40 protein-coding genes are annotated in these 25,028 nt (G+C 65.1%); 16 read left to right on the forward strand and 24 right to left on the reverse strand.

The genetic code is table 11. The features are described 5' to 3' along the window. Nucleotides 1-19: 19 nt before the first annotated feature. The 23 genes from BP68_RS16550 to BP68_RS16660 form a co-directional block, all read right to left on the reverse strand. Complete coding sequence (locus BP68_RS16550; protein WP_496373775.1) at nucleotides 20-787, reverse strand: phage tail tube protein; 768 nt, start codon at nucleotides 785-787, stop codon at nucleotides 20-22. A 2-nt stretch (nucleotides 788-789) separates the two neighbouring features. Continuing rightward, nucleotides 790-1,272 (reverse strand): phage tail terminator protein, encoded by a 483-nt coding sequence (locus BP68_RS16555; RefSeq protein WP_496373777.1) that lies wholly within the window; start codon nucleotides 1,270-1,272, stop codon nucleotides 790-792. Continuing rightward, nucleotides 1,272-1,778, reverse strand: coding sequence for a phage protein Gp36 family protein (locus tag BP68_RS16560; protein WP_496373779.1), 507 nt, complete (start codon nucleotides 1,776-1,778; stop codon nucleotides 1,272-1,274). The genes BP68_RS16555 and BP68_RS16560 overlap by 1 nt, the downstream gene beginning before the upstream one ends. A 5-nt stretch (nucleotides 1,779-1,783) precedes the next feature. Next, nucleotides 1,784-2,110: a capsid cement protein gene (locus BP68_RS16565; protein WP_496373781.1), complete on the reverse strand. Its 327-nt coding sequence runs from the start codon at nucleotides 2,108-2,110 to the stop codon at nucleotides 1,784-1,786. A gap of 13 nt (nucleotides 2,111-2,123) precedes the next feature. Beyond that, complete coding sequence (locus tag BP68_RS16570; protein WP_496373783.1) at nucleotides 2,124-2,489, reverse strand: hypothetical protein; 366 nt, start codon at nucleotides 2,487-2,489, stop codon at nucleotides 2,124-2,126. A gap of 10 nt (nucleotides 2,490-2,499) precedes the next feature. After that, the gene (locus BP68_RS16575; RefSeq protein WP_496373785.1) at nucleotides 2,500-3,438 is read right to left on the reverse strand and encodes a major capsid protein; all 939 of its coding nucleotides are present in this window, start codon (nucleotides 3,436-3,438) and stop codon (nucleotides 2,500-2,502) included. Nucleotides 3,439-3,465: 27 nt separating this feature from the next. Then, entirely contained in the window at nucleotides 3,466-4,659 is a 1,194-nt protein-coding gene (locus BP68_RS16580; protein WP_496373787.1) for a peptidase, read from the reverse strand. Nucleotides 4,660-4,778: 119 nt separating this feature from the next. Beyond that, complete coding sequence (locus tag BP68_RS16585; protein ID WP_496373789.1) at nucleotides 4,779-5,204, reverse strand: Mor transcription activator family protein; 426 nt, start codon at nucleotides 5,202-5,204, stop codon at nucleotides 4,779-4,781. Next, entirely contained in the window at nucleotides 5,197-5,643 is a 447-nt protein-coding gene (locus tag BP68_RS16590) for a phage protein GemA/Gp16 family protein (protein ID WP_496373791.1), read from the reverse strand. Before BP68_RS16590 ends, BP68_RS16585 begins: the two co-directional genes overlap by 8 nt. Next, nucleotides 5,640-5,879, reverse strand: a complete 240-nt coding sequence (locus BP68_RS16595; RefSeq protein ID WP_496373793.1) for a hypothetical protein — start codon at nucleotides 5,877-5,879, stop codon at nucleotides 5,640-5,642. The genes BP68_RS16590 and BP68_RS16595 overlap by 4 nt, the downstream gene beginning before the upstream one ends. Nucleotides 5,880-5,882: 3 nt before the next feature. Next, nucleotides 5,883-6,125, reverse strand: coding sequence for a hypothetical protein (locus BP68_RS16600; protein WP_496373795.1), 243 nt, complete (start codon nucleotides 6,123-6,125; stop codon nucleotides 5,883-5,885). Between the two features lie 95 nt (nucleotides 6,126-6,220). Beyond that, nucleotides 6,221-7,138, reverse strand: coding sequence for a recombination-associated protein RdgC (locus BP68_RS16605; protein ID WP_496373797.1), 918 nt, complete (start codon nucleotides 7,136-7,138; stop codon nucleotides 6,221-6,223). Beyond that, nucleotides 7,135-7,347, reverse strand: a complete 213-nt coding sequence (locus BP68_RS16610; RefSeq protein ID WP_496373799.1) for a hypothetical protein — start codon at nucleotides 7,345-7,347, stop codon at nucleotides 7,135-7,137. The genes BP68_RS16605 and BP68_RS16610 overlap by 4 nt, the downstream gene beginning before the upstream one ends. Then, nucleotides 7,344-7,871: a host-nuclease inhibitor Gam family protein gene (locus BP68_RS16615; protein ID WP_496373801.1), complete on the reverse strand. Its 528-nt coding sequence runs from the start codon at nucleotides 7,869-7,871 to the stop codon at nucleotides 7,344-7,346. The genes BP68_RS16610 and BP68_RS16615 overlap by 4 nt, the downstream gene beginning before the upstream one ends. Before the next feature lie 16 nt (nucleotides 7,872-7,887). Next, the gene (locus BP68_RS16620; RefSeq protein WP_496373803.1) at nucleotides 7,888-8,088 is read right to left on the reverse strand and encodes a hypothetical protein; all 201 of its coding nucleotides are present in this window, start codon (nucleotides 8,086-8,088) and stop codon (nucleotides 7,888-7,890) included. Beyond that, entirely contained in the window at nucleotides 8,085-8,696 is a 612-nt protein-coding gene (locus tag BP68_RS16625; protein WP_496373805.1) for an HI_1489 N-terminal domain-containing protein, read from the reverse strand. Before BP68_RS16625 ends, BP68_RS16620 begins: the two co-directional genes overlap by 4 nt. Next, nucleotides 8,693-8,959 carry an SH2 domain-containing protein gene (locus tag BP68_RS16630; protein ID WP_496373807.1) on the reverse strand — a complete coding sequence of 89 codons (267 nt, stop codon included), beginning with the start codon at nucleotides 8,957-8,959 and terminating at the stop codon, nucleotides 8,693-8,695. Before BP68_RS16630 ends, BP68_RS16625 begins: the two co-directional genes overlap by 4 nt. After that, nucleotides 8,956-9,108: a hypothetical protein gene (locus BP68_RS16635; RefSeq protein WP_496373809.1), complete on the reverse strand. Its 153-nt coding sequence runs from the start codon at nucleotides 9,106-9,108 to the stop codon at nucleotides 8,956-8,958. The genes BP68_RS16630 and BP68_RS16635 overlap by 4 nt, the downstream gene beginning before the upstream one ends. Before the next feature lie 4 nt (nucleotides 9,109-9,112). After that, nucleotides 9,113-10,309, reverse strand: coding sequence for an AAA family ATPase (locus BP68_RS16640; protein ID WP_496373811.1), 1,197 nt, complete (start codon nucleotides 10,307-10,309; stop codon nucleotides 9,113-9,115). Beyond that, the gene (locus BP68_RS16645; RefSeq protein ID WP_496373813.1) at nucleotides 10,306-12,057 is read right to left on the reverse strand and encodes a transposase family protein; all 1,752 of its coding nucleotides are present in this window, start codon (nucleotides 12,055-12,057) and stop codon (nucleotides 10,306-10,308) included. The genes BP68_RS16640 and BP68_RS16645 overlap by 4 nt, the downstream gene beginning before the upstream one ends. A gap of 11 nt (nucleotides 12,058-12,068) precedes the next feature. Next, the gene (locus BP68_RS16650) at nucleotides 12,069-13,007 is read right to left on the reverse strand and encodes a hypothetical protein (RefSeq protein ID WP_496373815.1); all 939 of its coding nucleotides are present in this window, start codon (nucleotides 13,005-13,007) and stop codon (nucleotides 12,069-12,071) included. Nucleotides 13,008-13,018: 11 nt separating this feature from the next. Continuing rightward, nucleotides 13,019-13,336, reverse strand: coding sequence for an IclR family transcriptional regulator (locus BP68_RS16655; protein WP_496373817.1), 318 nt, complete (start codon nucleotides 13,334-13,336; stop codon nucleotides 13,019-13,021). Then, entirely contained in the window at nucleotides 13,333-13,809 is a 477-nt protein-coding gene (locus BP68_RS16660; protein WP_496373819.1) for a hypothetical protein, read from the reverse strand. The genes BP68_RS16655 and BP68_RS16660 overlap by 4 nt, the downstream gene beginning before the upstream one ends. A 113-nt stretch (nucleotides 13,810-13,922) precedes the next feature. On the opposite strand from BP68_RS16660, the gene BP68_RS16665 reads away from it, so the two are divergent. Next, nucleotides 13,923-14,183, forward strand: coding sequence for a hypothetical protein (locus BP68_RS16665; protein ID WP_496373821.1), 261 nt, complete (start codon nucleotides 13,923-13,925; stop codon nucleotides 14,181-14,183). A 78-nt stretch (nucleotides 14,184-14,261) separates the two neighbouring features. Here BP68_RS16665 and BP68_RS16670 read toward each other — a convergent pair whose 3' ends face one another. Continuing rightward, on the reverse strand, nucleotides 14,262-14,510 hold the full coding sequence (locus BP68_RS16670) for a DNA-binding protein (RefSeq protein WP_496373823.1): 249 nt from the start codon (nucleotides 14,508-14,510) through the stop codon (nucleotides 14,262-14,264). A 115-nt stretch (nucleotides 14,511-14,625) separates the two neighbouring features. Here BP68_RS16670 and BP68_RS16675 point away from each other — a divergent pair, with 115 nt between their 5' ends. The 15 genes from BP68_RS16675 to BP68_RS16745 all read left to right on the forward strand — a co-directional run bounded on the left by BP68_RS16675 (nucleotide 14,626) and on the right by BP68_RS16745 (nucleotide 24,961). After that, nucleotides 14,626-15,057, forward strand: coding sequence for a helix-turn-helix domain-containing protein (locus tag BP68_RS16675; protein ID WP_496373825.1), 432 nt, complete (start codon nucleotides 14,626-14,628; stop codon nucleotides 15,055-15,057). 10 nt (nucleotides 15,058-15,067) lie between these two features. After that, nucleotides 15,068-15,499: a hypothetical protein gene (locus tag BP68_RS16680; protein ID WP_496373827.1), complete on the forward strand. Its 432-nt coding sequence runs from the start codon at nucleotides 15,068-15,070 to the stop codon at nucleotides 15,497-15,499. Continuing rightward, entirely contained in the window at nucleotides 15,496-16,008 is a 513-nt protein-coding gene (locus BP68_RS16685) for a hypothetical protein (protein WP_496373829.1), read from the forward strand. Before BP68_RS16680 ends, BP68_RS16685 begins: the two co-directional genes overlap by 4 nt. 188 nt (nucleotides 16,009-16,196) lie before the next feature. After that, nucleotides 16,197-16,472 (forward strand): hypothetical protein, encoded by a 276-nt coding sequence (locus BP68_RS16690; RefSeq protein ID WP_496373831.1) that lies wholly within the window; start codon nucleotides 16,197-16,199, stop codon nucleotides 16,470-16,472. 104 nt (nucleotides 16,473-16,576) lie between these two features. Beyond that, nucleotides 16,577-17,506, forward strand: coding sequence for a hypothetical protein (locus tag BP68_RS16695; protein ID WP_496373833.1), 930 nt, complete (start codon nucleotides 16,577-16,579; stop codon nucleotides 17,504-17,506). A 113-nt stretch (nucleotides 17,507-17,619) separates the two neighbouring features. Continuing rightward, the gene (locus BP68_RS16700) at nucleotides 17,620-18,168 is read left to right on the forward strand and encodes a glycoside hydrolase family protein (RefSeq protein ID WP_496373835.1); all 549 of its coding nucleotides are present in this window, start codon (nucleotides 17,620-17,622) and stop codon (nucleotides 18,166-18,168) included. Continuing rightward, nucleotides 18,165-18,749, forward strand: coding sequence for a DUF2514 domain-containing protein (locus BP68_RS16705; protein ID WP_496373837.1), 585 nt, complete (start codon nucleotides 18,165-18,167; stop codon nucleotides 18,747-18,749). Before BP68_RS16700 ends, BP68_RS16705 begins: the two co-directional genes overlap by 4 nt. After that, a complete protein-coding gene (locus BP68_RS16710; RefSeq protein WP_496373839.1) occupies nucleotides 18,739-19,083 on the forward strand; it encodes a hypothetical protein in 345 nt (114 codons plus the stop codon). The genes BP68_RS16705 and BP68_RS16710 overlap by 11 nt, the downstream gene beginning before the upstream one ends. Next, the gene (locus BP68_RS16715; protein ID WP_496373841.1) at nucleotides 19,083-19,391 is read left to right on the forward strand and encodes a hypothetical protein; all 309 of its coding nucleotides are present in this window, start codon (nucleotides 19,083-19,085) and stop codon (nucleotides 19,389-19,391) included. Before BP68_RS16710 ends, BP68_RS16715 begins: the two co-directional genes overlap by 1 nt. 3 nt (nucleotides 19,392-19,394) lie before the next feature. Next, nucleotides 19,395-19,940, forward strand: coding sequence for a DUF3486 family protein (locus tag BP68_RS16720; RefSeq protein WP_496373843.1), 546 nt, complete (start codon nucleotides 19,395-19,397; stop codon nucleotides 19,938-19,940). Then, the gene (locus tag BP68_RS16725) at nucleotides 19,940-20,185 is read left to right on the forward strand and encodes a hypothetical protein (protein ID WP_496373845.1); all 246 of its coding nucleotides are present in this window, start codon (nucleotides 19,940-19,942) and stop codon (nucleotides 20,183-20,185) included. Before BP68_RS16720 ends, BP68_RS16725 begins: the two co-directional genes overlap by 1 nt. Continuing rightward, on the forward strand, nucleotides 20,185-21,645 hold the full coding sequence (locus tag BP68_RS16730) for a terminase large subunit domain-containing protein (RefSeq protein ID WP_496373847.1): 1,461 nt from the start codon (nucleotides 20,185-20,187) through the stop codon (nucleotides 21,643-21,645). Before BP68_RS16725 ends, BP68_RS16730 begins: the two co-directional genes overlap by 1 nt. Continuing rightward, nucleotides 21,645-23,129 (forward strand): DUF935 domain-containing protein, encoded by a 1,485-nt coding sequence (locus tag BP68_RS16735; protein ID WP_496373849.1) that lies wholly within the window; start codon nucleotides 21,645-21,647, stop codon nucleotides 23,127-23,129. Before BP68_RS16730 ends, BP68_RS16735 begins: the two co-directional genes overlap by 1 nt. Then, nucleotides 23,122-24,309, forward strand: a complete 1,188-nt coding sequence (locus tag BP68_RS16740) for a phage minor head protein (RefSeq protein ID WP_496373851.1) — start codon at nucleotides 23,122-23,124, stop codon at nucleotides 24,307-24,309. Before BP68_RS16735 ends, BP68_RS16740 begins: the two co-directional genes overlap by 8 nt. Before the next feature lie 106 nt (nucleotides 24,310-24,415). Next, nucleotides 24,416-24,961, forward strand: coding sequence for a phage virion morphogenesis protein (locus tag BP68_RS16745; RefSeq protein ID WP_496373853.1), 546 nt, complete (start codon nucleotides 24,416-24,418; stop codon nucleotides 24,959-24,961). Nucleotides 24,962-25,028: the final 67 nt, after the last annotated feature.

Here is a 25,028-nt window from a genome sequence, read left to right on the forward strand (position 1 = left end):
GGTGCCTGATCGGGCGGTGTCAGGCCATGCGTGCGCGGTAGTACTTGCTGATGCCGGCGCCTGTCTTGGTCGGGTCCATCATCAAAGTGCCCTCGATATCCAGCGCGCCGAAACCCTTGTTGATCAAGGAGAACTGCTTGGCGACGCCCTGGCTGCAGCGCCAGATATCCACCGTCACCGGGTTGCCGCTGTCGGCCTCGTTCATGCCGCCAAACAGCAGTTGCAGCTCTGGAGCTTTGGTCGTCAGCGCTTCGATCACGGCATAGGCGCCGTGGGTGTAGCTGATCCACAGCTTGTCGTCCGCAGCAAGGCCGGCGGCACCGGACTGCAGCACGATTCCCTCGCTACGCGGCTCGTAGTTGCCGGCCATGTCCACCGGCGTGGCGCTGGCGGCGTCCGCCCCCTTTTTGATCACCACATCAGTTGCGCCGATGTGATCCAGCGGGATCAGCACACCCAGCTCGGAGACGGTATAGGGCATGTCTGTCACGGTGCCCGCTTCGACGGAGGCGACCGAGCCCAGCACGCCGCGGGCGATGTTGACCACGTTCAGGTCCGCCAGCTTCATCTTGACCTTGACGTCCTTCACGCGGCGCACCTCTGCATGAACACCGCCGCCCAGCTTGGTCATGTCGTCCTGGGTTTGCACATCTTCGCTGTGCTCCAAGCCCAGCTCAAGCACGTTGCCGATTTCCTTCGGGCTGGCAGATGTGCCCCACACTTTGGCGTACACCTGGCCCACGGTCATCATGGGCTTATAGGTTTGTTTGATCACTTCGACGGCCATGTTCAGGCTCCTTTGAAATAGTCGGCACTGTGAAAAACCGTCTCGACCAGGAAGGCGAGCGGCAGATAGAGGTAGCCGGCCTGGCTGTACCCGGCACCAGGTGCGGGCGCCAGGCGCATCGGCCCATTCACGTTTGGCGGGCGAAAGCCCATCACCGCGGCGCCCGCGCGCGCGGCCAACTCGCCGGCCTCGCGCCGCGCGTCGGCGCCGCTTTTCAGGCCCCGCACGTTGCGCACTGCAGAGACGATCAGCCACTCGTGGTCCAGGTGCGAGACGCGTCCATCAATGCGCGTGTCCCGCACCCGAAAGCCGTTCCAGACCACGTGCACCGCCGGCACCGGCTGGGCCTCTTCCTTGGTGGCAGCCAGGTCGGCGGCCGTGAGCACGTGTACGCCGGGCAGCCGCTCCTTGAGCCGCGCCACGATGTGCGACTCGGGCTCCAGGAAGTTGTTGGGGTGCGGCGCTGCAGGCGCGGTCGTGGCCATCAGTACCCCCCCCAGTCAAATGCGCTACCCGGCGCACGGGTGACCATGCGGCCGGGTGGCTGGGCCACGTCCACGTCACCACCACCCAGGCTCACCACGCCCTTGGCCAGGTCGGCCAGGTACTGGTCGGCCCAGGCCGCGCCGCGGCGCAAGTCCTCGGGCACCGAGGTGCCGTACAGGCGCTTGAGCGCGATCGCCGCCACGGCCGCGGGCAGGCTGCTGCCCTGCACCAGATCCAAGGGCAGCGGCATGCGGGCGCGGTAACGGGGGAACAGGTAGGTGTCAGCATGGCGGCTGGCGCGCTCCAGGGCATCCTGCAGACGCCCCAAGGCGGCCGTGGCCACGGCGATCGCATCGGCCGTCCATGCGCTCACATCACCGCCCGTGGCCACCAGGCGCAGCAGCTCGGCGTCGAGCACGGCCTCGGGCGCAGCCCTTTGAGCCAGCTCGGTCCAGCCACCCGTTGCGGCGGCGACCAGGTCAGTGATAGAGGCGTAGGCGGTCATGGCGATCAGCGCAGCACGCGGATGAACTCGCCTTCGGCCATGGCCGCATCCACCGCGCGGCCGGCGGCTACACCAGCGGCCAGCGTGATGGCGCGCCCCGTGGCGTCTGACTGCACCTGTGCACCCGCAGCGACGGCTGCGCCGGCTTCGACCAGCACCAGGCCGTGCGTGGACACGCCCGCCTGCTCACCGGGGTCATAGTTCGCGTTGGCAACACCCAGCGCGGCGTCGGTCGCGTTGGCCGTGTCACCCGCAAAGTTCACAAAGCGCTGCCTGGTGAGCGCGGCGGCGGCCAACACCGTCGTGGCCAAAAGGATCTGTTCGGTTTTCATAGGGGGGTCAACCTCACTCATTGATGGGGGTCAGCAGGCCGGAGAGCCGGTCGGCCTCGGCTACGGTCAGCCGGATCTCGAAGCCCACGCCGTACACCCGACCGTCGTGGCGGATGGGCACAACGCCGACCAGGTAGCGGTGCTTGGCATCGGGATCTGCCTTGTTCACAGGCGGCTCTTCAGGCGGCGGAGTGGTCGGAACTGCGGGCGCCTGCTTGCCAGTCGTGCCCGAGGCTTCGCCTTCGCTGGCCTCGCCCGACGCGGCTTGCGCCGCATCGGAAGGGGCCGTGGAAGTCTGTGGGGGCACCTCCACCGCGGGAGCTGCGGCCGCTGCGGCAGTGGTTTTGGCGGCGGTAGTTGCCTTGGATTTGGTGGCCATGGCATTCACCTCACGCAGCGCCCGTGACCAGGTAGCCGGCTTCCGCGCCCAGCACGTAAGGGCGGAAGATGTCGGTATTGCGGATCAGCTCGAGCTTGCCGCCGCCACCCAGGCGGGTATCCACCACCGGGTTGCCGGTCTTGCGTAGCGTGTAGCCAAAACCGGGCTCGTAAGCAGAGCGCACGGGCGCGTCGCCAGCCTTGGAGGGGGCACCCGGCGGCACATAGGCCATCACGAGATTGCCGCCCCACATGTCCGTCACCGCGCCGGCATCGGTGGCATATACGCCTTTACCAATGACGATGTTCTCGATCTCGAAGATCTCGCGCAGGTCGACCAGTTGCACCAGGCGCGGCTTGGAGTCACCCAGGATGGCACGCAGCTTCGGATGGCGCTTGAGGGCACGCCACGCCTTGTAGCCGATCACCATGGTGTTGGGCTCCTTGACGATCTTGCCGCGCACCGCAGCGCGGGCATCGTCCACCACACCTTCCGGGTCGCTGCCGGGGTCCGTGAACACGTCCGTTCCCGACAGCGCGATCTTGTTGCCCACCGGGTAATTGGCCGGGTTCTGCGTCATGTCGGCCACCGTCTTCTCGTGGCGCAGGCGGATGGCTTCCACCACACGGTTGGTGGCATGCGCCTGCAGCGGGAAGGCGCTTTCCGCGTCCTCGCGGTAGTCGATGGGGTACTCCAGATCGTGCTCGTCCAGCGCAACGGTGATGCCCCCGATGTCCTCGGGCACCAGGCGGTTGGACTCGGCACGCAGTGCGCGCTCGGTTTTGTAGACCTTGAAGGCCTCCTTGCCGAAGGTAGGAATCTTCCCACCCTCCTTGTCCACGTTCACGAAGGGCAGCAGCTGCTCGCCAACAAACTCGGCGTTGCTGTAGCCCAGGGCCAGCGCGCTGAGGACAGGGTCCACCACGCGCAGATTGCTCAAACGTCCCATGTGTTTCTCCTTGGGGTACGGGTCGGGTTACTTGGCACGCATCACTGCGTGGGCCGCGGCGGCGTAGGTCACACCGTGTTCCTTGGCATAGGCGCGGATGCGCTTGTCCTGTGCCGTGCGGTCAGGCGTGGCGCCTTCGGCAAACGCGGGGCCGTCGTCGCTGGTGCCTGCGTCATCGGCCACACGCTGGCGCGTGGCGGTCTCGCCAAACTCCACGGCAGGCGGCAGTGCCTGCAGCAAATCGCGGAAGACCTGATGCATCGGCTTCTTGGCGTCGCCTTCGCCGAACTCCACGTCGGGTGTGGACTGCAGCTGCGCGCCGATGGCGGCCACCTGGTCCTTCATGGCGGCCGGAATACGCGCCTCGCCGGCCATGGCCTCGGCAAAGGCCGCGTTGTCCGAGCGGATGGCCTCGGCCAGGCGCGCCTGTTCGGAACGACGCAGCTCCTCGTTTTGCCGCTGCAGGGCGGCGTTCTGTTCGCGCAACTGCGCGGCTTCCTGGTCTGTCACTGCGGACTCCTTTGGTGGTGGATTGCTGGGGGCGGATGCGCCCTCCGCGAATGCGGGGGCAGGAGTGGCGGCGGTCACATCACTTTCGCGCCGCGCATTGATCTCTTCCTGCGCACCCAGCTCCAGGGCGCGCACGTCGTAGCCCGGCAGGACCTTGTCGGCTTCGTCCAGGCCGAACTTGCCGACAATCCATTCACGCAAGTTGCGCCACAGGTTGGCGGAGGTCATGGCGTCCCATTCGCCGAAGGTCACACCCTCCTGAAAGCACACACAGCCGTCGTCGTCGGTGGCGGCGAACTCGGGTGTATCCAGGCCCTTCACGGCGGGCGCTTGTGCGCCCAGGAAACCGATGTGGCGCAGGTACCAAACGCCGGGCGTGGGGTTGTTGGGGTCGGTCGGGCGGTAGAACTTGGCGCTCACCGTGCCGTAGGCGCCGCGGCGCACGGCCTCCGCGAACTCCGGGTCCACCTTGTCTGCGGCGGCATACAGGCCGCGCTCGGTCGCGGTGAGGGAGACTGCCCAGCCCTTGGCCGGGTCGTCCGTCTTGGGGTGGCCCACCACCAGTGGGGCCTTGGAAATCCTGGGGTCGTAGGCCCGTGCCATGGCCTGCAGGTCGGACTCGCTGAACTCAATGGACTCACCATGCATGGTGGTCCAGCGGCCAGGCTTGAAGATGTGCAGCGGCTTGGGGGTAGATGCGGCTTGAGGCATGGGCCGCACTGTCGCGCGTACCCTGCGCTTTCCGTAAATGCTGCACTCCACATACTCACGAACAAAAAGGCCCCGTCGCGGCGGCGATCGGGGCCTTCATGGCATGGGTGGTGGGTGGGCTATTCCAGCTGCAGCTCGCCCTGGCGCAGCGCCATCTGCTCACGCCGCCACGCGCGCTCAATGTTGCGCACGCGGCTAGCGGTAATGCCGCAGGCATCGGCCACGTCTTTATACGGCAGGCCAGAGGACAGCAGCTCAATGACGCGGCGCGTGCGGGCGCTGCTCATCATGTCTGCGCCCACGGGAATGTAAGGCTGCGTGCCACCCAGATCCTGGGCCAGGCCCATGGTGAGGGCCACGGCCAGCGTGGCAAGCGACGCCGGCGTGGCGGCATCGGCGTCGGGAGCCGACAGCAGCGTGATGTAGTGGCTGGTGGCCAGATCGCGCCAGGTGTCTGACCACGCCGGGGCCATCAGCGCCTCCAACGGCGCGAGCTGCTCGGCCGTCAACTCGGCCAGGTCCAGGCGGTCGAACATATCAAACATGCGCTCCTCCTCGCTGCTTCCACGCCTTCAGCGCCTCAATGCAGGTGTCCAGCTGCGCGCCAGTGCAAAAACGCAGCGCAGTCACATGCACCGTACGCTCCACCCATGCGTCCAGCGCGGCGCGGCTGGGGTTGTCCAACAGGCCATCGCGGTGCAGTTGGTGCCACAGCGCCCACACCTTGCGCTCCTTCGGACTGGCGACGGTCTTGGCCTTGGCGAACTGCTCACCCGTCAGGGGCCTGCGGCGCGTGGGCTGTGCCAGGCCCAGGCGCTCGGCCAGCGCTTGCATGTGTTCGCGCACCTTGCGCCGCTCGACCTGGTTCATGGCCTTGCTGCTGTCCTTGCCGGTCAGGTTGACCAGCAGTGCGCGGTAGTCGTCATCGGACTGCCTGAGCTTGCCCTTGAGTACGTGGATGGCGGCGATGTGGTTGGTGGTCATGCCGATGGCTCCAGTTGAGTGGCGATCAGACGCAGGAATGGCGCGAGCGAATCCGTCGCGTGGGGGCCGTCGATCGCAGGAGCCTGACGCCGCCGGTCCGGGGCCAGCTTTTCGTAGTAGCAAGCCTTGCAGCAGTAGAAGAGACCGCTACGCGTGTTGGGATCGCTGAAGAAGAATTCCAGATCTGCGGGCCATTCCTCATCGCACTTCTTGCACAGCTTCACTTCATCGACCATGGCTTACCCCAGCAGCGGCCCAAGCCACCAGTTCCACAGGCCCAGCAGGCTGCAGGCCAGGAACACCCACTGCTGCGCATGCAGGGGCCACTGGCGCTGCCAGGCGCTGGCGATCAGCCAGGCCACGTTGCTGACCAGGAATGCGCCGAAGCCCCAGCCCGGCAGCGCGGGCATGGCCAGCAGCAGCGCCCCCAGCACCCCGAAAAACGAGCCCAGGATGGACACCGCCAGCACTTCCTGGCGCAAGGGCGTTTTAAGGCCCTGGACGCTGCAGGAGCGGCAACCCCCTGGGTTTTGCGCTTGGGACGTTTTGGGACGGGATTCCATGGCTTCGCGGGGCATCACGACGACACTCCAGTGCTACCCAACTCGGTGCGGCCATGTCCGCCCAGCGCTGCAACCAGGTCGGGGATCAGCTTGGACAGCTCGCCCGTGGCGATGGCCACATCGGCGTCAAAGCCGCCGTCGTCCTGCGCCTGGCCCTCGAACACCGTGTCCAGGAACGCCACCTTCTTGAGCTGCAGTCCTTCCGTCAGGACGAAGGACACGCGGTCGTCCCAGCTCATGGCCAGCTTGGTGGGCAACTTGCCGGCCTGGATGTGGTCTCGCACCTCGGCAATGTCCAGCGGGTGGCGACCGTAGCGCACCACGGCCTTGGACTCGTCGGGCGACTTCAGCTCGCACTCGCGGTCGATGCTGAAACCCGCCGGCGGCTCCTGCTCCTTGAGCCACTGCGCCATGGCAGCCTGCGGGCTGGTCTGCGTGTCCAGCAGCGCCACCGACAGGCCGGGCAGCGCCTCGACCAGCGCGGTGACGATCTCGTCGGCCCGGCCCTGGCTGCCGGTATCCAGCACCAGCAAGCGCGCCTGCGGGTCGATCCACACCCACGTGGATGCCTGCTTGGTGAAGGCAACGGGCAGCAGGTCCAGCCGGGCCTCGTCCTTGAGCTCCTTGGTCTCCTTCTTGCCGGGCCTGCGGCCGGTCTGCTGCTCGATCTGCGCGGCCTTTTCCTTGACCTTGCGTTCCAGCACCGTTCCGGGGATCACCTTCGCCTCGGTCATGAAGCGCAGCATCCACTGCCCGCCCACGGATTCGACCAGCAAGCCGTGAGCCTCGCCGCGCGGCGGAACCCAGCCGCTGGACTTTTCCTGCGTGGCGCCACATTCTTGGAACGGAGTCTTGGCCAGCGCCTCCTCCAGCTGGGTCAGCTCCACCTGCCACCGGGGCGCGATGCGGTAAATGATGGCGTTTTTGATCATTGCGCTTCCTTCTTGCGCTTGGCCTCATGCTTTTCACAAACCGCCAGCGCCGTGGTGCCGAACAGCCCGTTATTGCAGTACCAGGGGTAGTAGTCGGCGCCGGTTCTGTGCTGCTGGGAATGCGTGCAATTGCGGCAGCTGGGGCGAGCGTTTGCGTTCTGGTAGCCCATGCGCTCTTTGACGCGGTCGATTGGGGTGGAGCGCATCACGCTGCCTCGCCTTCCTGGGCCGCACCCTTGAGCAGCGCGTCCACCAGCTTGTCCACCTCGCTGTCCACGGGTTTGATTACCACCATGTCGCCGGCGTCCTCGACCGTCACGCCGATCTTCCTGAGCTCGGCTGCGGTGAGCTGCGCCAGTGCCTCCTTGACCGGCGCCTCCTTGGTGCGGATCAGCACGTCGGCCTGATCGGGCAGGTGTTTCTTGATGCGGGCCACCACGGCGTCGGCGTCGTCGAAGGTGATGGCCCCTTTGCCCTTTTGGTAGCCGAGCTTGACGCCCGCCAGCACCTGGGTCTTGGGCTTCACGAAGCACTCGGGGTGGGTTTCGACCAGGGCACGCAGCGCGTCCTCGGCCTCGGCGGCGCGCGTCACGGCACGGCGGATGTCGGCCAGGTGGTCGCGGCGCAGTGCGGCTATGCCGTCATTGAGCGCGGTGACCTTCTCGGCCAGGAGTGCACGGGCCTTGGCGTACACCTCGGCATGCTTGTTGATGGATTCGATGGCGGTGGGCATGGGTCTCCTTTTGTGATCAGCACCGAAAGCCGCGGCTCTGGATGCGCTTGTGGTCATCGGCCCCATCGCGCGCGGCGGGCGCCGGGCTGGTGGTCCAGGTGGGCGCGCGCATGCGGTCGTACTGCGCGGGCGGCACGGCGTCTGCCGGGCGCGGCGTGGGTTGCACCTTGCCGCGGGGACGGCCGCGGCCTGGCATTTGCTGGGTGGTCAGGTTCACGGCTGCTCGCCTTTCTTTGTTGCGATGGCTGCGCGCATAGCGCGCACGGTTGGGGACATGCCGGCGGGCGCCGGTGTGGTCGCGGGCCGTGGTGTGGCCGCGTTGGTGGTGGGTGATGCGGCGACACCCTGCAGCAGTTGGCCCACTTGCGTGGGAGCGTCGCTGCTGTGCGCGCGGCCCGCGTTGCGCAGCTCCTGCTCGCGCTGCTGCTCGGCCTGGCCCTCGTGCTTGTCGGCCATGCCTGATAGCACCGCATAGAGATAGCCGTGGCCCTTCATGGGTAGTTCCAGGCGCTGCGCGGTGCGTGCGTCCAGCATCTGGTCGATGGCCTGAGCCCAGGCGGCCAACGGTGCCGCCCAGTCGCGCCCCTTCCAGGTGATGGCCTGGCGCTCCAGGTCGGGCAACAGCTGCAGGATCAGCTTGATCTTCTTGGCGGCCGTCAGGCGATGCTTGGGCGGCTGGAACAGCGCCACGTACTGCAACACGCGGGCGCCCAGGGGGATGCTGACGCTGGCCAGGCGGGACAGCGCGCGCTGATCCGCCTCGGAGGCGAAGGCCACCGACAGATCGAACTCCGCGCCGCAGGCGGGGCAAGACAGATCCGTCACAGCAGCCCTTTCGCATGGAACCAGCCACTGGCCACGCCCAGGGCGATGGAGATGGCTGCCAGTAGTACCACTTCGGCCGCCAGAGCCATCCAGCGCCGCACGCGGCGTGCCCGCGGTGTGCGCGGTGCCTCCTGCTCTATGGCACCGGGTGCGAAGTAGAACCCTCCTGGGGGCAGTTGGTGCGTGTCGTGGCGGCAGGAGCGGCCCACGCTGGGGCGGCCGTGGCATACGCCCAGTTCGTGGCAGGATCGCTTCGTGGTCATTGCATGCTCCTGATGCAGCGCGCCGAAATACAGCGCGCCTCGGGCCAATCGGCCAGCGTCTGGCTGACGGCTTCGCAGCTGCTGGCAAACAGGCCGGTGATGGACCACCGGGCCAGGGGCGTCTTGATGGTGATGCGGAAGATGGCCATGGCTTCAGCATCCGGCGATGACCTGCGCGTCCACTACTGGCCAGCCCGCACGCGTGGCGGCGTTCATGGCGCGGCAGACCAGGTTGTTGACCACCAGGGGATAGCACTCGCTGCGCGCGTCGCTTGCCTTGCCGCCGCGGGGGATGTGCACCAGGCGGGCGCGGATGGCGTCAGCCGCGTCGGGGGCCATCACGTCCTCGTACTTCAGGTCGAAGCGGGCGAACTTGTGGCGCAGGTAACCCTCCAGTTCGGCATCCAGCGGCTCCAGCTCCACGATCTCGCAGCGCTGGGCCACCTCGCGCACCTCGGCGTTCTGGCTGGAGAGGCGGTCGCGCAGCTCGGGCTGGCCGACCAGGGCCACACCGATCAGGCGGCGCATGCCGTCCTTCAGCTCAATGAAGCGCTTCAGGTGCTTGAGCGTGGCGCCAGGCAGGCAGTGCGCCTCTTCAATGAGCAGCAGGTGGCGACGGCCGGCGCGGTGGCTGGCTTTGAGCAGCTCATGCACCTGGCGAAAGCGCGCCTCGGGTGACGACTTCACCTTGAGCTGCGGGTCCAGCGCTGCGGCGATGGATTCGGCAATGTGGCTGGCCTTCAGCGTCTTGCCCTTGGCGTCGCTGGCCTCCATGGCCAGCACGTAGGGGCGGATGATGACCACGTCCTTCTTGTCGGCCTTCAGGCGCTCTTCCAAGTCCTCGGCCAGGGTGCTCTTGCCAGCACCGGACTCCCCCACCACCGCCAGGAAGCCATGGTGCTGCGCACAGTCGTTGAGCGCCGCGCGCACGTAGCGCACGCTGGGCGTCTGGTGCACGTCGTCGGGGGTCTGCACATCGTCCTGGAAGGGGTTGCGCGGCAGGTTGAAGTGCTTGCGAGCGTCAGGGGACAGGGCTTCGTTTTGCAATAACATCGTTTCCTCCTCGGGGGTTTCGGTTGGTTTCGGGACTTCAGGGGCGGCCTCGGCGTGTTGCGAGCACGTCGGGGCCAACTTCTTTGCGGGGGTGATGAACAGGCTCAGCAACTGGGCCGGCGTGGCGCCCAGGCCGCGGAGCCAGGCCTCTGCCTTGCGGCGCAACGCGGTTTCACCCTTGGCGGGCCATTGGCCGTGAGCCACCAGGCGGCTGGCTGCCGAGCGGCTCAGGCCGGTGGCGCGGGCAAACTGGGACTGCGTTGCGCCGATGGCTTCCAGGACCGGGGCCAGGCTCATGCGGCACCTCCCCCAGCCACTACGCGCAGGCCGGCGCGCACTGTCAGGCGCTCCATCAAGGCCTGCAGCTGGTCCTCAGGCACGCCATCGGGGTACCAGGCGCGTAGCTGTGCGGCTTTTTCGCGGTCCATTTGCAGGCCCATGCGGCGCAGCTCGGCGGCGGCCTCAAAGCCGCTGAGCACACGCGCCGGTGCCTTGTGGGTGGCCACGCCGGTCTGCAGCTCAGTGCCGCGGCGCGGCAGCATGGCCACGTCGGGCAGGTTGGCGTGGTGCTTGTAGGGGTCCAGCGTGCCGCCCAGGGGAAGCGCCTTGGCCTTGCGCGCGGCGGCGGCCTGCTCGTCTGTCTGCGTGCCGGTGGCGATGCGTTCCACCAGCTTGCGGTTGGCGTCTGCGGCGGTCTCGGGCAGGCTCTTGTATTCGCGGGCGATGTGCGCCGCATCCAAGGAAAAGCCGTTGGCGTCTGTCTGCACTTCAGGCACTTCGATCAGCACCTCGTCGCCCTGGGCGTCGCGGTCCAGCACATAGGCAGTGGCCGGATTGAAGGGGTTGAAGGTGACGGTGAGCTTCTCGCCCACCATCACGCCTGGCACGTGCTTGACCGACCACACCCGGCTGTTGAAGCGCACGCACAACTCGCGGTCCACCTTCGGGGTGGCTGGCTCGTGGGTGAGTAACTGGCGCGCCAGATCGGCGCCTACCAGGCGCAACTGTTGCTGGGTGATCTCCATCCACTTGGCCCAGCGGGTCAGGCCGTGGCGACTGTGCACGCGCACGCTGTTGTAGTAGCGCATCCACAGGGCGGCCTGCTCGTTGATCCAGTCGATGCTGGGCACGTGCTGGAACTTGAAGCCGCTCTCGAAGTTGGTTTCGACCAGGTTGTGGGCGTTCTCCACCTGCCCCTTGGCGCGCGGGTTGCCCGCTTCGTTCACCACAGGCTTGACCTGCAGGCGGCGCAGCAGCGTCTTGAACGCGCCGCCGATACCAGCGCTGCCGGGGTCCATCGTCAGGTGGAAGGGAACGCCGTACATCTGCTGGTCGGGGCGCTGGGCGATCGCCGCCAGGAACGCCTCGGCCATGTTGACGATGGATTCGCCCCCGGACACGTAGTGCACGAAGATGGCACCGCTGCAGTGGTCGGTGAGTACATAGCGCGTGAGGCGCTGGCGCTTGATCTTCTCGAAGTTCTCGGGCTTGTTCTTGTAGAACACGGCCTTATCCATGTCGGCTACGCCGCCCTCGGGCACATAAAACAATGTGCTGATGGAAGCGTCGATCTGCCACACGTCGTTAGGGTGCTCGCTGGCCAGGGCCTGCACAGGCGCGGGCTGGCGCAGCTGGTCGGGGTGCAGCTTGTAGGTGCGCAGTGCGCGGGCGCAGGCACTGTCGGACAGAGGGCGAATCTCGCCCGTGGCAGCATCCAGCGTGCAGGCGAAGTGCGGCCGGTTGGCACGCAGCCGCACCAGCGCCAGCTTGAGGGCGTGGATGCTCTTGTCGTTGGCACGGTAGCCCTCCATGAGCGCGGTGCTCAGCAGCTGCGCATCGGGCAGGCTCAGGGATGTGGAGCCCGCGTCGGAGCGGCGTTTGCGTTCGGGTTTCACGGTGACCTCCTTGATGCGGCGCATGAGCGTGGCGCGCGACAGGCCCAGGTGCTGGCAGGCGGCGGCGTAGACGGCCTCCTTGCCGCCGTGGCCTGCCGCCTGGGCGCGGCGTACCACGTCCAGCAGGGCTTCGATGAGTGCGGGGCTCATGCGGCGTTGCCTTATGCAGCTTTAGCCGTTCCGGTGCCTTGGGCTGCTGCCCAGCGCTGCCATTCGGGCAAGGCGCCTTCCGCCAGGTTGGGCAGGTTGAACTCGTCGCGCAGCAGGGTCAGGTCGGCCATGAGCTGCCCCACCATGCCGGCCATGAAGGTGCCGTTGTCCTCGGCATGGTTCTGCAGTGCGATCAGCGCGGCGCGCAGCTGGCCGCGGATGGCGCCCTGGGCGGAGAGCAGGTGCGTTGTCGCCTCTTGCTGCAGCTTCTCCAGATCCTCGTCGGGGGGCATCTTGGCGATGCGCTCCTGCGCGCGCTCCAGTTGGTCGATGCGGGACTGCTTCTTGGACATGACGGCCCTGGTAGCGTCATGCTCGGCACGGGACTCGCGCAGCGCGGCGCGCAACTCCTTCACGCTCATGGTGGCCACGTCGTCGAGGGACAGCTCGCCGGTATGGCCAGTAAGTTCCAGTTCCTCGATCTGCTCGTCGTCCAGAACGAGCATCTCGAACAGCTTGGATTGGTTGCCGATGGCCTTAACCAAATGTGCCGACGTCGGCACATTTGAGAACTTGACCGCAGCCTGAATGAACCGGGCCGCGACATAGCGATCAAGGCCCAGCACATCCATACGTCCAATGAATTCACCGTGCTCGCAGGCCTCCTTGAGCACGCGCAGCCCGCGCCCCACCTCCAGACACGCCTCCACGCTGCGGCGCATGTTGGCAGCGATGTCGCGCTGGATCAGGTCGGGGTCGGTGGCGTCGGCGGGCAGCTGGTAGCCAAGTTGCTGCGCCACAGCGCGTACGGTGGTCTCGCGCTGGGACAGCGCGAGGGCCTGGGCGCCTTCGTCGGCGCGCATCACCGCCATGGCGCCTGCGAACTTCTCCTGGTCGATGGTCTTGTCATCCACGTCTTGCGCTTCGATATTCTTGGGTTGGCGTGCCATGGGCTTCTTTCTCAGTCGGGGTTGCGGGTGAATCGGTTGCGGGCCTCATCCACGCGGCGCTGGGCCGCGTCGATGCTGTTGAAGACCTTGATGGCCTGCTGCGGCAGGCGCGGCGTCAGGCGCCAGTGGCCGGTGGCCTCGTCACGCTCGGCCAGGCCGGCGGTGTGCAGGTTGTCCAGGTCGCGGGTGATGGCGCTGGCGCTTACGCGCAGCAGCTCGGCCAGCTTGGAGGGCGGATAGCCGTTGACCACGTCGCAGAACAGAGCCATCTGCAGGTGCAGGATGCGCTGCTGGGCGGCGTTGGTGTAGTCGGTGGTGCGCTTGGTCATGCATCGAACTCCAGCTCGGGCGTGGCGTAACGCGCCACGTTGGCGTGGTGGTAGGCCACCTGCTCCATGTGCAGGCGAAGCGCGGCCAGGGTGGCTTCGGTGTCGGCCTCGGTGGGGGCGGCGTAGAACTGGGTGAGCAGTTGCAGGGCAGCGGCGCAGCTGCTGTTGATTTGAAGCAGCTCGGTGCCCTCGGCCTTGCGGCCGGTAGGCATGGGCACCGCCAGACGGCCGGCGCTGGCTACCAGCCACTCACTGACGTAGTGGCAGCCGCAGGCCAGCTCATAGGCCGGGATCAGGATGGCGGGCATGCGGCCCGTGGCCAGCCACTTGTAGAGGCTGTCGTGGGTAGTGCCCATGCGGTCAGCAATGCGCTCTACGCTCAGGTTGTGCTTGGCTTGCGCGAATTCCTTGCAAAGGCGCATGGCGTGTACCAGGCTGCTGGCGCGCAGGCGTTTCCAATCGCGGCGAATCATTGGAAGCCCCCTTCACGGTCGGCCGCTAAACAAATGCCGGCTTGGAAATGCTGAAAACGGCTTTCAGGGTGGCAAAGTGCAGTCATCTCACACCCCACCGTGAAAGGACGACCATGAGCCAAGACTTACCTGATGTGCTGGATGGCCTGCTTGCGCAGATTGAGCAACTGCATGCGGCGCAAGCGGTACAGCGCGCGGCGTTTGTTGCACTGGCCCGCCAGCTGTCAAGGGCTGGCCATGCAGACCTGCCGCAGCTGGCGCAGGATCTGGACACACTGGCACAGGCGCAGCCTGAGCCAGCCTGGCAAGCAGGGCTCGCAGAGCTGTCACGGGTGCTATTGCTTGCGCATGCTGGGCCATCAGCAGGTCGCTGATGCTCCGGGCCTCACCGGGTGTCAGCTTGGCGTTACGGCAATTTGTTACAGTGGGCGCGGGACGCATCTGCATGGCCCTCACGCTGCCAGCGGGGTGTATCGCTGCACGCTGGTGGGGCGCGAGATTTCGCCATGCTTGAGGCCCAGCGCAACGGCAATGTTGTGGCTTTCGCCACGCAGGCACTTGCGCTTGGGGTTGCGCTCGTCGTCGTTGAGGATGTCGCCGACCAACACGGGTGAATAGCCGTGCTGCTTGGCCCAGCCGGAGATTGACCAGCCGCGGCTGGCGAAATCCTGGCGCACCTCGGCTCGGGTTTTGAGGGGCATGGTGGCTCCTGGGTTGTTGGCACTTGTTGGCGCAAGTGCCGATAGGTTTTGACTTGTTGGAATGAATTATGGGAAAGAAATCTTTCCCATGCAATAGGCTTGAGGGAAATATTTCATGCCCATTGGTGAGCGATTGCGCGAGGAACGCGAGCGGCTAGGGCTGAGTCAGCCCAAGTTCGCTGAACTCGCTGGCACGACCAAGCAAACGCTGTTCTCTTGGGAGAGCGGAAAAACTGCGCCCGATGGCTTTCAGATGGTTGCCTTCTCTGCCGCCGGCGTTGACGTTCTCTACGTACTCACAGGGGAGCGCAGTGGTCACAACCCTGCGCATGACGCAGCCGAGCAGGTACTGCTGGACAACTACCGGCGCTGCGGCGCGCAGGCGCGCCAGCACCTGATCCAGACGGCTGCGCTGCTGGCGGCAGGCATGCCACCGGCGCCGGCCGCACGCGCCAGCGCTAAGGGCGATGGTGGGCAGTCCGTAGTGGGCGACAACGCAATTCAGATTGGCAGCGTGACGGGCAAGACGCGCATCAAGAACAGGTGAGGGTCAAGGCGTGGGTGAGCTACCAAAGCAGTTGCTGGCCTGGTTGGCCAAGCTACTGCCACAACAGAAAGTGCGGGGGGACAACGCCGTCCAAGTCGGCAAGGTGAGCGGTGGCCTGCACACGGATCACAGCACGCACAGTCATGCAGTCCATGTGACCCATGTGACGCACCAGCACTTCTACCCCGTTGCAGGCAAGCCAACACAGACCTCTGCTGGCCGTCCAGCTGCATCCAACGACGGCGGCCGGCTCACCCCTGAACAGCTTGAGGTGTTCGCACGTATGAAGCAGCTGAGGCCCCGCACCTACAACAAAGTGGTGGCCTTCATGCGCAGCGAATTCAACACCGGCCTGGTGAACCAACTGCATGGCCAACAGCTGTACCGTGTGCGTCGGTATGTAGAGACGATTCAACGCAACGAGGAGAAGGAGCGGGCATGATCAAGCAAGCCGTTTTTCTGATCGCCGTACTGCTTTCGGCTGCACCTACGTGGGCCATCAATAAGTGCAAGGGGCCTGACGGCAAAGTCGTATTCCAGGACGCACCCTGCGCAGGCCAAGGCGAGAAGCTCGACGTGCGGCCGGCATCTGGTCATGCTGCCCGTGCGCCGTCGCCCGCACCTTCCGCGCCTGCTCCAGCGCAAATAGCTGCACCAGCACCAGCACCTGCAACGCCGGTGCCGGCTCCAGCCGCACCAGTGAAGTCCGTCCTGGAGTCGCAAGCAGACCAATGCCTTGCTTGGTACCGGCCGTTGCTACGCGATCCAGCAAGCGCCTATTACTCCAACCCCAAGCTTGAAGACAAGCGCGTTCTGCGCATGACGCTGCATGCCACGAATGGCTTTGGCGGCGTGGTGACGCGTATGGCTGCTTGCGAGTTTGACAACGGAAAGCTCAGCGCCGATTGGACAAAGATTCAGGCGAAGCGGCTGGAGTGGGGCGTGAACTGACAGCAGCCCTTGGAGGAAAAGACAGATCTACCGCGCAGAAGGCGCTGGAGCGCCGGCATATGGGCAGGACATCAGCAGGCTGTCAGCAATTGCGCTTGCGATGACATGCGGCAGATAACAGGGATCTTGAGCGCTGGCAAGACGTGACTCAGGCTTGATTCGAGAGAATTTTATCTAGGAGAAAGATCGTGGTAGCCCGATACAAGAAGAACGACGTTAAGCTCAACGACGAAAAAAAAGTCGATGTTTATGCGACACCCAAAATTTCACATGCGTTAGATCTTATTGATCAGATGAGCCTGTTCGAAGGCGTGAAATTGATGCAATTGCTCGAGGTCATGTATGAGCAAGGGAAAAAAGACGGAGCTCGCAACGCGTTCTCCGCAATCCATGCTGGTGTTGCAGCAGCGGAAAAGTCTATCCCGCACAGGAACCCAGGGAGGAAGCCTAAAGCAAAGCGTTAACCCTCTTTCCTGAATTGAGCAGTAGCCCGCAGAACGCGCGTTGGTGGCATACGAGCAGACAGCGCGTGGTGGCCAATAACAATCACAGGCGATAGGAGAAAACTTTGACCACCATGCCATCCAAGGATGAGCCTCAGCAGTACGTTTGGGAAGCAACCCACCGCATTTACTACAACACAGAGCAACCGGTCCCGATCAAAGAGGTGATCATTGCATTGCAAGGACTCGAGGGAATTCTTCGAGTTCTGCCTAAGGCGGTGACAGCGCTTACAGGAATCGATGTTGCTGAAACGCAGTTTCTCGTCCAGAGTATTGAGTCAGGAAGCCTAACAGAGGACTTCATTGTGAAGTTCTTTTTTGGGGACAAGGAGAAGTTCGATGCTTTCGCCGAGAAAATGGGAAAGAGCAAGGTGGTGAAAACTGCTGTCATCTCGGCCATCATTGCAAGCATCGTGGCCTATGGGGTCATCAAGGCTACATCCCCCGGTTCGGCCCCAAACATCACAGCGACCAACAGCGTGATCATCCAGGGTGGAGCGGGTTCATTGAACATCACACCAGAAGCCTTTGAAGCCGCCATGCGAGGCGCGGTTGGCGACAAAAAAGCAGTGGCCGAAAGCGCGCTCAAACTCATGGCCCCAGCACGCTCGCAACCCGGCTCTTCGGTTTCTATCAGCCCGGTTGACGAGCCGAGTCAGGGGTTTGAGTTTCCTGCTAAGGCAGTTGCAGAGGTACCCGCACGTATAGAGTTGGAATCCAACGAGCGCATTGAGGAATACCAGAATACGCGCCTCGCTATCAGGGCTACAAACCTCGACAGCAAGAAGAATGGCTGGGCTGGAAAGCTCGCGCTGCGAGAGGAACGACTGCCCATAGAACTGGATCCGTCGGTATCAGAAGCGGATATCTTTGGACGGCAAGAAGTTATGGTCGATGCGGCGTTGGTGTACAAGGAAAAAGGCCGCTCACGTGAACTCAAGCCCGCACGCATCTATGTGAGGCGTGTCATCGGCCCGGTAACGTCGAAGAACTAGCCCACCAAAAACAATGGCGCGTAGCATTTACCGCTGATCGCGCGCGCACGGCATCCTGCCGTGCATGACTTCCTCTCACGTCCGAACAGGGCTCCCCAGCGCATGGGTGCCCCATGGATAGCCGCATCGCCATAGCGGCTCTGGCACTGTCCGCCTCCGGGCTGGTCTATATCGCCCAGCGCGAGGGCTATAGCGAGCGCGCTTACCCTGACCCAGTCCACGGCCCGAAGGTGCCAACGGCCGGCTTTGGTACCACCGGCAGAGACATCAAGATGGGCAGCACGTTGCCACCCATGCGTGCGCTAGTGCGCCTGCGCGCAGATGCCAACGAGAAGGAAATGGCGCTCAAGCGCTGCATGGGCAATGTGGAGCTCCACCAGCGCGAGTGGGACGCCTTCGTGGGACTTGCCTACAACGTGGGGGCCACCACTGTGTGCAGGAACAACGATCGCACCGGCCCCAGCACGCTGGTCCAGCGCCTGCAGGCGGGCGACTACCCCGGCGCCTGTGAAGCCATCTTGCTCTACGACCGTGCCGGCCCCGTGCGCCAGCCGCGGGACCGCTGCAGCCACCCCGACAACCGCACCTGCAGGGGCGTGTGGACCGACCGCAAGCAGTTGCACGCCATGTGCCTGGGTGAGCCGATGGAGGCCACACCATGAGCCTGCGCATTCTGACCGCTGTGGTGCTGACGTTAGGGGCCCTGATGGCCGTGCGCGCCTGGAATGCCCACCTGATGGCCGTGGGCGATGCCCAGGGTGCCCAGCGTGTGCGCACCGAGTGGGCCACGGCAGAGGCCAAGCGCCGCGCCGATGAGATGGAAGCCTGGGCCGCAGCCTCACGCAAGCGCGCACAGAACGAAGCCATTGCCCGCGAAGAAGAGCAGGCCAAGCAGATTCAAGCCGAAAGGATCGCCCGTGAACAAGCACAACGTGAGGGCGCTCTGCGCGCCGCTCTGGGCCGCGCTGACGCTCGCAACCGCAGCCTGCTCGACACCATCGTCCAGCTCAATGCGCAACTCGCCCCTGGTGGCAATGACATGCCCGGCGCCAGCCAGAGTGCCGGCACCGCCGCCCTCGTTGATGCAGCCCGCACCGCCCGTGAGCTTCTCGGAAGTTGCAGCCGCAGATATGCAGCAGTGGCAGCAGAGGCTGACCGACTCGGCACCCAAGTGAGCGGGCTGCAGGACTTTGTGCGCACCGTTGTTCCCACCGCCCAGGAGCCCCTTTCCCATGATCTTTGAGCTGACGCTGACCAACGTCATCACGGTGGCCGCCCTGTTCATCGCGGCGCTGTGGGCACTACTGAAGGTGATCAGCCACCAGGGGGAGAAGCGCATCAGCGAGCGCTTCGACGCGCTGGGCAAGGTGATGGCGGATATCGCCAAAACGCAGGACCGCAATGCCACGGCCACGCTGGAGCTGGAAAGGGAGTTTCGCAAGCACCAGGCCGACATGGCGCGTGAGTACCTGCGGCGCGATGACTTCGTGCGGCACGTGGGAATCATCGAGACGCGCATCGACAACTTCGCTCTGCGCATGGAGCGGTGCCTGGATCAGTTGGGAGTAAAGAAGTAATGATCGATATCGCCAAAATCCGCCGCGAGGACATTCGCTGGCACCTGCTGCAGGCCATCAATTTGAGCCGCCCCGTGGGCATCTACACGGAGCCGCTTCTGGTGATCGTGCGCTCGGTGTACCCCGACGCGACCCACCAGGAAGTGCGCCTGAACCTGGACTACCTGGAGGAGCGGGAGATGGTGCGCATTGCGCGCGACCCCATGGACCGCTGGATGGTGGACCTGACGCGCACGGGAATCGACTTCGTGGAGTACACGATCGACGCGCAGCCCGGTGTGGCGCGGCCCAAAATCACGCAGGTGTAAGCCATGCCCCGTCGCAGCAAAGTGCATGAGCTGCCGCCCGAGCTGAAGGAGTGGCTGGACGCCGAGCTGGTGAAGCGCGGCTTTGGCGACTATGTGCAGCTGGCGCAGGATCTGAAACAACGCGGGGCCGATATCTCCAAGTCGGCGCTGCAGCGCTATGGCAGCCCGTTTGAGCAGCGCATGGCCCAGCTGAAGATGGCCAGCGAGCAGGCTCGCGCCCTGGTGGACGCCGCACCTGACGAGGAGGACAAGCTGGGCGCGGCCGTGGTGCGCATGACGCAGGAGAAGATTTTCAACTTGCTCATGGACCTGGACATCAACCCCAAGGACGTGGACGTCAACAAGCTGTTCAAGAACGCGGCTGAGATCGGCAAGGCCAGCGTGACGCAAAAGCGCTTCAGCATGGAGGCGCGCGCTGCCATCGAAGCCGAGGCCCGCCGCAAGGCGCTCGAGGAGGCCAGCGCGGTCGCAGCGACCACGGCCAAGAAGCAGGGCCTGTCTGACAGCGGCGTGGAAGCCTTGCGCGCGGCGATCGCGGGAGCACTGTGATGCTGGTCGTCTCTCGCGCCCGCCAGACAGGCCTGTTCGCCTACCAGCAGCTCTGGCTGGAGGCCATGGATATCTATGGCAAGCCCAAGTCCATGCGGATCAGGGGTAAGGGGTTCACCTTTGTCGTCATTGACGATGTGCAGGCCCATTTCCGCCACCCAGGCCGACGCCTCGCCGCGTCTGCAGCTCGCCGCTGCCGCCCGGCACTTCGCCGCGCTGCCGTTCTGTTGCGTGAGGGCTCGTGATGCAGCAGACCGCAGTGGCGAAGGGCATCCTGATGCAGTACCAGGTGGACTGGATCAGGGATCAGTCCCCGGTGAAGATCATCGAGAAGTCGCGCCGTATCGGCATCAGCTATGCCGAGGCGGCCGACGATGTGCTCTATGCCGCCAGCGCCAGCGGGGCCAACGTCTACTACATCTCCTACAACAAGGACATGACGGCGGGGTTCATCAACGACTGCGCCACGTGGGCCAAGGCGTTCAATGCCGCCGCCGGTCAGATCGAAGAGTCGGTGATCGAGGAGGAGGACAAGCAGATACTCACCTACACGATCAAGTTCGACAGCGGGCACATGATCCAGGCGTTCACCAGCAACCCGCGCAACCTGCGGTCGAAGGGCCGCCCTGGCGAGCGCCTGGTGATCGATGAAGCTGCGTTCGTGGACGACATCAAGGAGCTGCTGAAGGCGGCCATGGCCATGACGATGTGGGGCGGCCAGATCCGGATCATCAGCACACACGATGGCGCCGACAACCCGTTCGCCGAGCTGGTCAACGACGTGCGCGCGGGCCGCTACGACTACAGCCTGCACCGCGTGACGCTGGACGATGCGCTGCGCGATGGGCTGTACCGCAAGATCGCGGCCGTCACGGGCCGCGTGTGGTCGCCCGAGGCCGAGGCCGCGTGGCGCAAGGCCACGATCGACCGTTACCGGCCGAACGAGGACGAGGAGCTGTTCTGCATCCCGGCCCAGGGCGGCGGCTCGTGGCTGACACGCGCCCTGGTGGAAAGTCGTATGCGCGATTGGCCAGTGGTCCGGTTCACCGGCACGCAGGACTTCAACAACGCCACGCCAGATCTGCGCAAGCGGATCATGGGCGATTGGATCGGCGATGTGCTGCAGCCACTGCTCAAATTCGAGCCCGGCCTGCGCCATGCCCTGGGTATGGACTTCGCGCGCACCGGGGATTTGTCGTCGATCGCTCCCAACGAGATCGAGACCAACCTGCACCAGCGCATTCCCTTCATCGCGGAAATGCACAACGTGCCCTACAACCAGCAGCTGCAGGTGCTGTTTGCGATCGGCGATGCGCTACCGCGCAAGTGCGGCATGGTGATCGACAGCCGGGGCAACGGCAGCTATGTGGGTGAGGCGGCGCACGACAAGTACGGATCGGTGGTGCAGCGGCTGATGCCTACCGAGGGCTGGTACCGCGACAACATGCCGCCCTACAAGGCAGCGCTGGAGGACGGAACGATCCTGGTGCCAAAACACGATGGCCTGCTGCAGGGCCACCGCGCCATTCGCCTGATTCGCGGTGTGCCCCGCATGCCCGAATCCACCGACAAGGCAATCGGCCACGGTGACAGCACGATGGCCTGCATCTATTCACACGCGGCGGCCCGCATGGATTGGGGGCCGGTGCATGTCGCCAGTCGCCCGCGTGCCAGCCGCCTGGGCGTGTCCCTGGAAGGCTACTGATGACCCGAGGAATCTACGTTTCCCCCACAGAGTTTGTCTCGTTCGCCGAGGCGGCAAAGCCTCAGGCGCCCCTGGTCGATGAGATCGCCACGCGGGCGCGCTCTGGCGATCTGTTCGGCCTGGGTTTTATGCTGCCCAACCCGGACCCGATTCTGAAGAAGCAGGGCAAGGACATTCGCGTGTACCGCGACCTGCGCAGCGATGCACACGTGGGCGGCTGCATCCGCCGGCGCAAGGCGGCCGTGAAGGCGCTGGAGCGACGTGTGCTGCGCGACAAAGCCAGTGCGCGAGCCACACGATTGGCCAACGACATTTTCAGCAGCCTGGACATGGACAGCGTGTGCAACGAGATCCTGGACGCTGTGCTGTTCGGCTGGCAGCCGCTGGAGCTGGAGTGGGGCTGGATGGGTGGAGCACTGGCGCCGCTGCAGGTGGTGGGCAAGCCGGGCGAGTGGTTCATGTTTGATCAGGAGGCGCAGCTGCGCTTCAAGAGCCGTGCGCAACCCCACAAAGGGGAAGAGCTGCCTGCGCGCAAGGTGCTGCTGGCCCGGCAGGAGGCAAGCTATGCCAACCCCTACGGCTTTGCCGACCTGTCCATGTGCTTCTGGCCCACCGTTTTCAAGCGCGGGGGGCTGAAGTTCTGGGTGACCTATGTGGAAAAGTATGGCACTCCATGGCTGGTGGCCAAGACGCCGCGCGGCACGCCCCAACACCAGAACGATGCACTGCTAGATCAGATGGAGTCCATGATCGCTGATGCCGTGGCGGTGATTCCCGATGATTCGTCCATCGATATCCTGGACGCCGATGGCAAGGGCGTCAATACCGACCTGTTCGAGCAACTGCTGATGTTCTGCCGCTCCGAGGTGGCAATCGCACTGCTCGGCCAGAACCAGAGCACCGAGGCGAGCAGCACCCACGCCAGCGCGGCGGCTGGTCTGGAAGTGGCCAGGGAAATCCGAGACGGAGACGCTCGCCTGGTGGAGGCCACTCTGAACCAGTTGTTGCGCTGGGTGGTGGATGTGAATGAGGGCACTGAAGCGCCGGCGCCCAAGGTGGAGCTGTACGAGGAGGAGCAGGTCAACAAGGACCAGGCCGACCGGGACGAATCGCTTACACGCTCGGGCGTCCGGCTCACGCGGCGCTACTGGAGGCGCACCTACAAGTTGGAGGAAGGCGACATCGAGGCGGCGCCTCAGCCTCCCGCGCCCACCGCGGTCGAATTTGCCGAGGCACCGCAAGCCGCCCAGGCGGCGGGCGTGCAGCAACTGGGCGACGGCTCCGCGCCCGTGATGACAGGCTGGCTGGCGCAAGTGCGCAACCTGGTGCAGGCGCACGACGATCCGCAGGCCCTGCAGGATGCGCTGCTGGATGCTTACAGCGATCTGCCCACCGCTGACCTGACCGAGCTGATGGCCCTGGCCTTCGAGCTTGCCCACCTGCAGGGCCGCGATCAGGTCGAACGGGAGGGCGGCCGTGCCTGATGCCAGCACGATAGACGGCGCGCGCCAGCAGTTTGCAGAGCAGATCGACTTCTTCCGGCGCAAGCTGAATCTGCCCAGCGAGACCTGGCGCGACATTCAGCGCGCGGCGCACGACCGGGCCTTCATGGTGGCGGGCGCGATGAAGGCCGACCTGCTGGCCGACCTGCGCAAAGCCGTTGACCAGGCGGTACAGGGCAGCTCCATCGGCGAGTTTCGCAAGCAGTTCTCGGAGATCGTGGCCAAGCACGGTTGGACCGGATGGACCGGCGAGGGCAGCGCCGCCGGAGAGGCCTGGCGCACGCGGGTGATCTACCAGACCAACATCGCCACGGCCTATGCGGCCGGCCGGCGCGCGCAGCTGCTGGACCCAGGCTTATTGCGGCGGCGCCCGTACTGGCGCTACGTGCACAACGATAGCGTGACGCACCCCCGCCCGCACCACAAGCGCTGGGGCGACATGCGGCTGACGCTGCGCCACGATCATCCGTTCTGGGAAACACACTTTCCGCCGAATGGCTGGGGGTGCAAATGCCGCGTGGTGGCCGTAGCCGCACCTAGCGAGGGGGACGCGAGCGCGCCGCCGGATGGGTGGAACGACACCGATCTGCGCACGGGTGTCGCCGTGGGACTCGATGAGGGCTGGGACTATGCGCCCGGTGCCAGGGCCGATGACGATTTGCGTTCCTTTGTGCAGGAGAAGTTGATCGAGTATCCGCCGGCGATCAGCACCGCGCTGTCGCGCGACGTGAATCGGTACATCAATGCCGAGCAGCGGGCGCCGGACTTCGTGCGTGGGGTGCTGGCCGATCGCCAGCGCAGCGACCCGCTGTGGCTGGGCTTTGTGGAGCGGCCGGACTGGATTTCCGAGGCCATCGGCGTGGACACCAAGGGCTATACGGTGCTCCTGCCTGCGGAGGCTCCGCGCCACGTGCGGACATCGCATGGCTTTGACGGTGCGGGTCAGCGGCCAGCGAACCCTGAGGACTTTGCAAAACTTGAAGCGGTGCTCAACGATCCAGATGCCCTACGTGCGGGCGGCAAATCGCGCACCGGCAACGCCACGCTGGTGGCCACCAAGGCGATCGACGGGGAGGTGTTTCGTGCGGTGTGGGAGGTGCTGCCAGGTAAGCGCAATCGTGCGCTTTCGCTCACCAGCCTGGTGATCAAGACCGCCAAATGAAAAAGCCTTGCACCCCCCAACCTAGAACGTCTGCAGACGGGACCGGGTTTGAACACCCGGGGGTTGATGCTGTGCAAGGCGGTTTGATTCTAGCTGGGGGGCCTGCATGCCGCAAATCATCGAGCTGACCGACCGCCGCGGCTTGGACTACCTGCATGGCCTGGTCAAGCGCGGCCAGAACCTGCGGCCCGTGCTCGCCGAGATCGGCGAAGATCAGGCCGAGGCGACGAAACAGCGGTTTGCCACAGCCACGGCACCCGATGGAACGGCCTGGGCGCCCAACAGCGCCGTGACGCTGGCGAATTACGGTGCGCTGTTCGCCCGCAAGAAGGATGGCACGCTGACCAAGCGCAGCGAGCAAAAGCTGGCAAGCAAGAAGCCAGGCACCGGCGAGACCCGGATGCTGGCCACCACGATCAACTACCAGGTGAACGGCGACGACGCCGTGGGCATCGGCAGCCCGATGGTCTACGCCAGCACCTTCCACTACGGCGCCAAGTCGGGGGAGTTCGGCTTTGGCGTGTATGCCACCAGGAACGGCAGCTTCCCGATTCCCTGGGGAGATATTCCGGCGCGGCCTTTCCTGGGAGTGTCGGCGGCCGACCAGGTCAACATCGCAGACCTGATCAGGTCATACTTGATGGAAGACTGAGAGCCCCGTGGTTTTCGCCACAAGAAAGTGATTTTTCTACGGCCATCCCGACTGTTCCCGGTACAGC

This window comes from Diaphorobacter oryzae DSM 22780 (assembly GCF_059568935.1).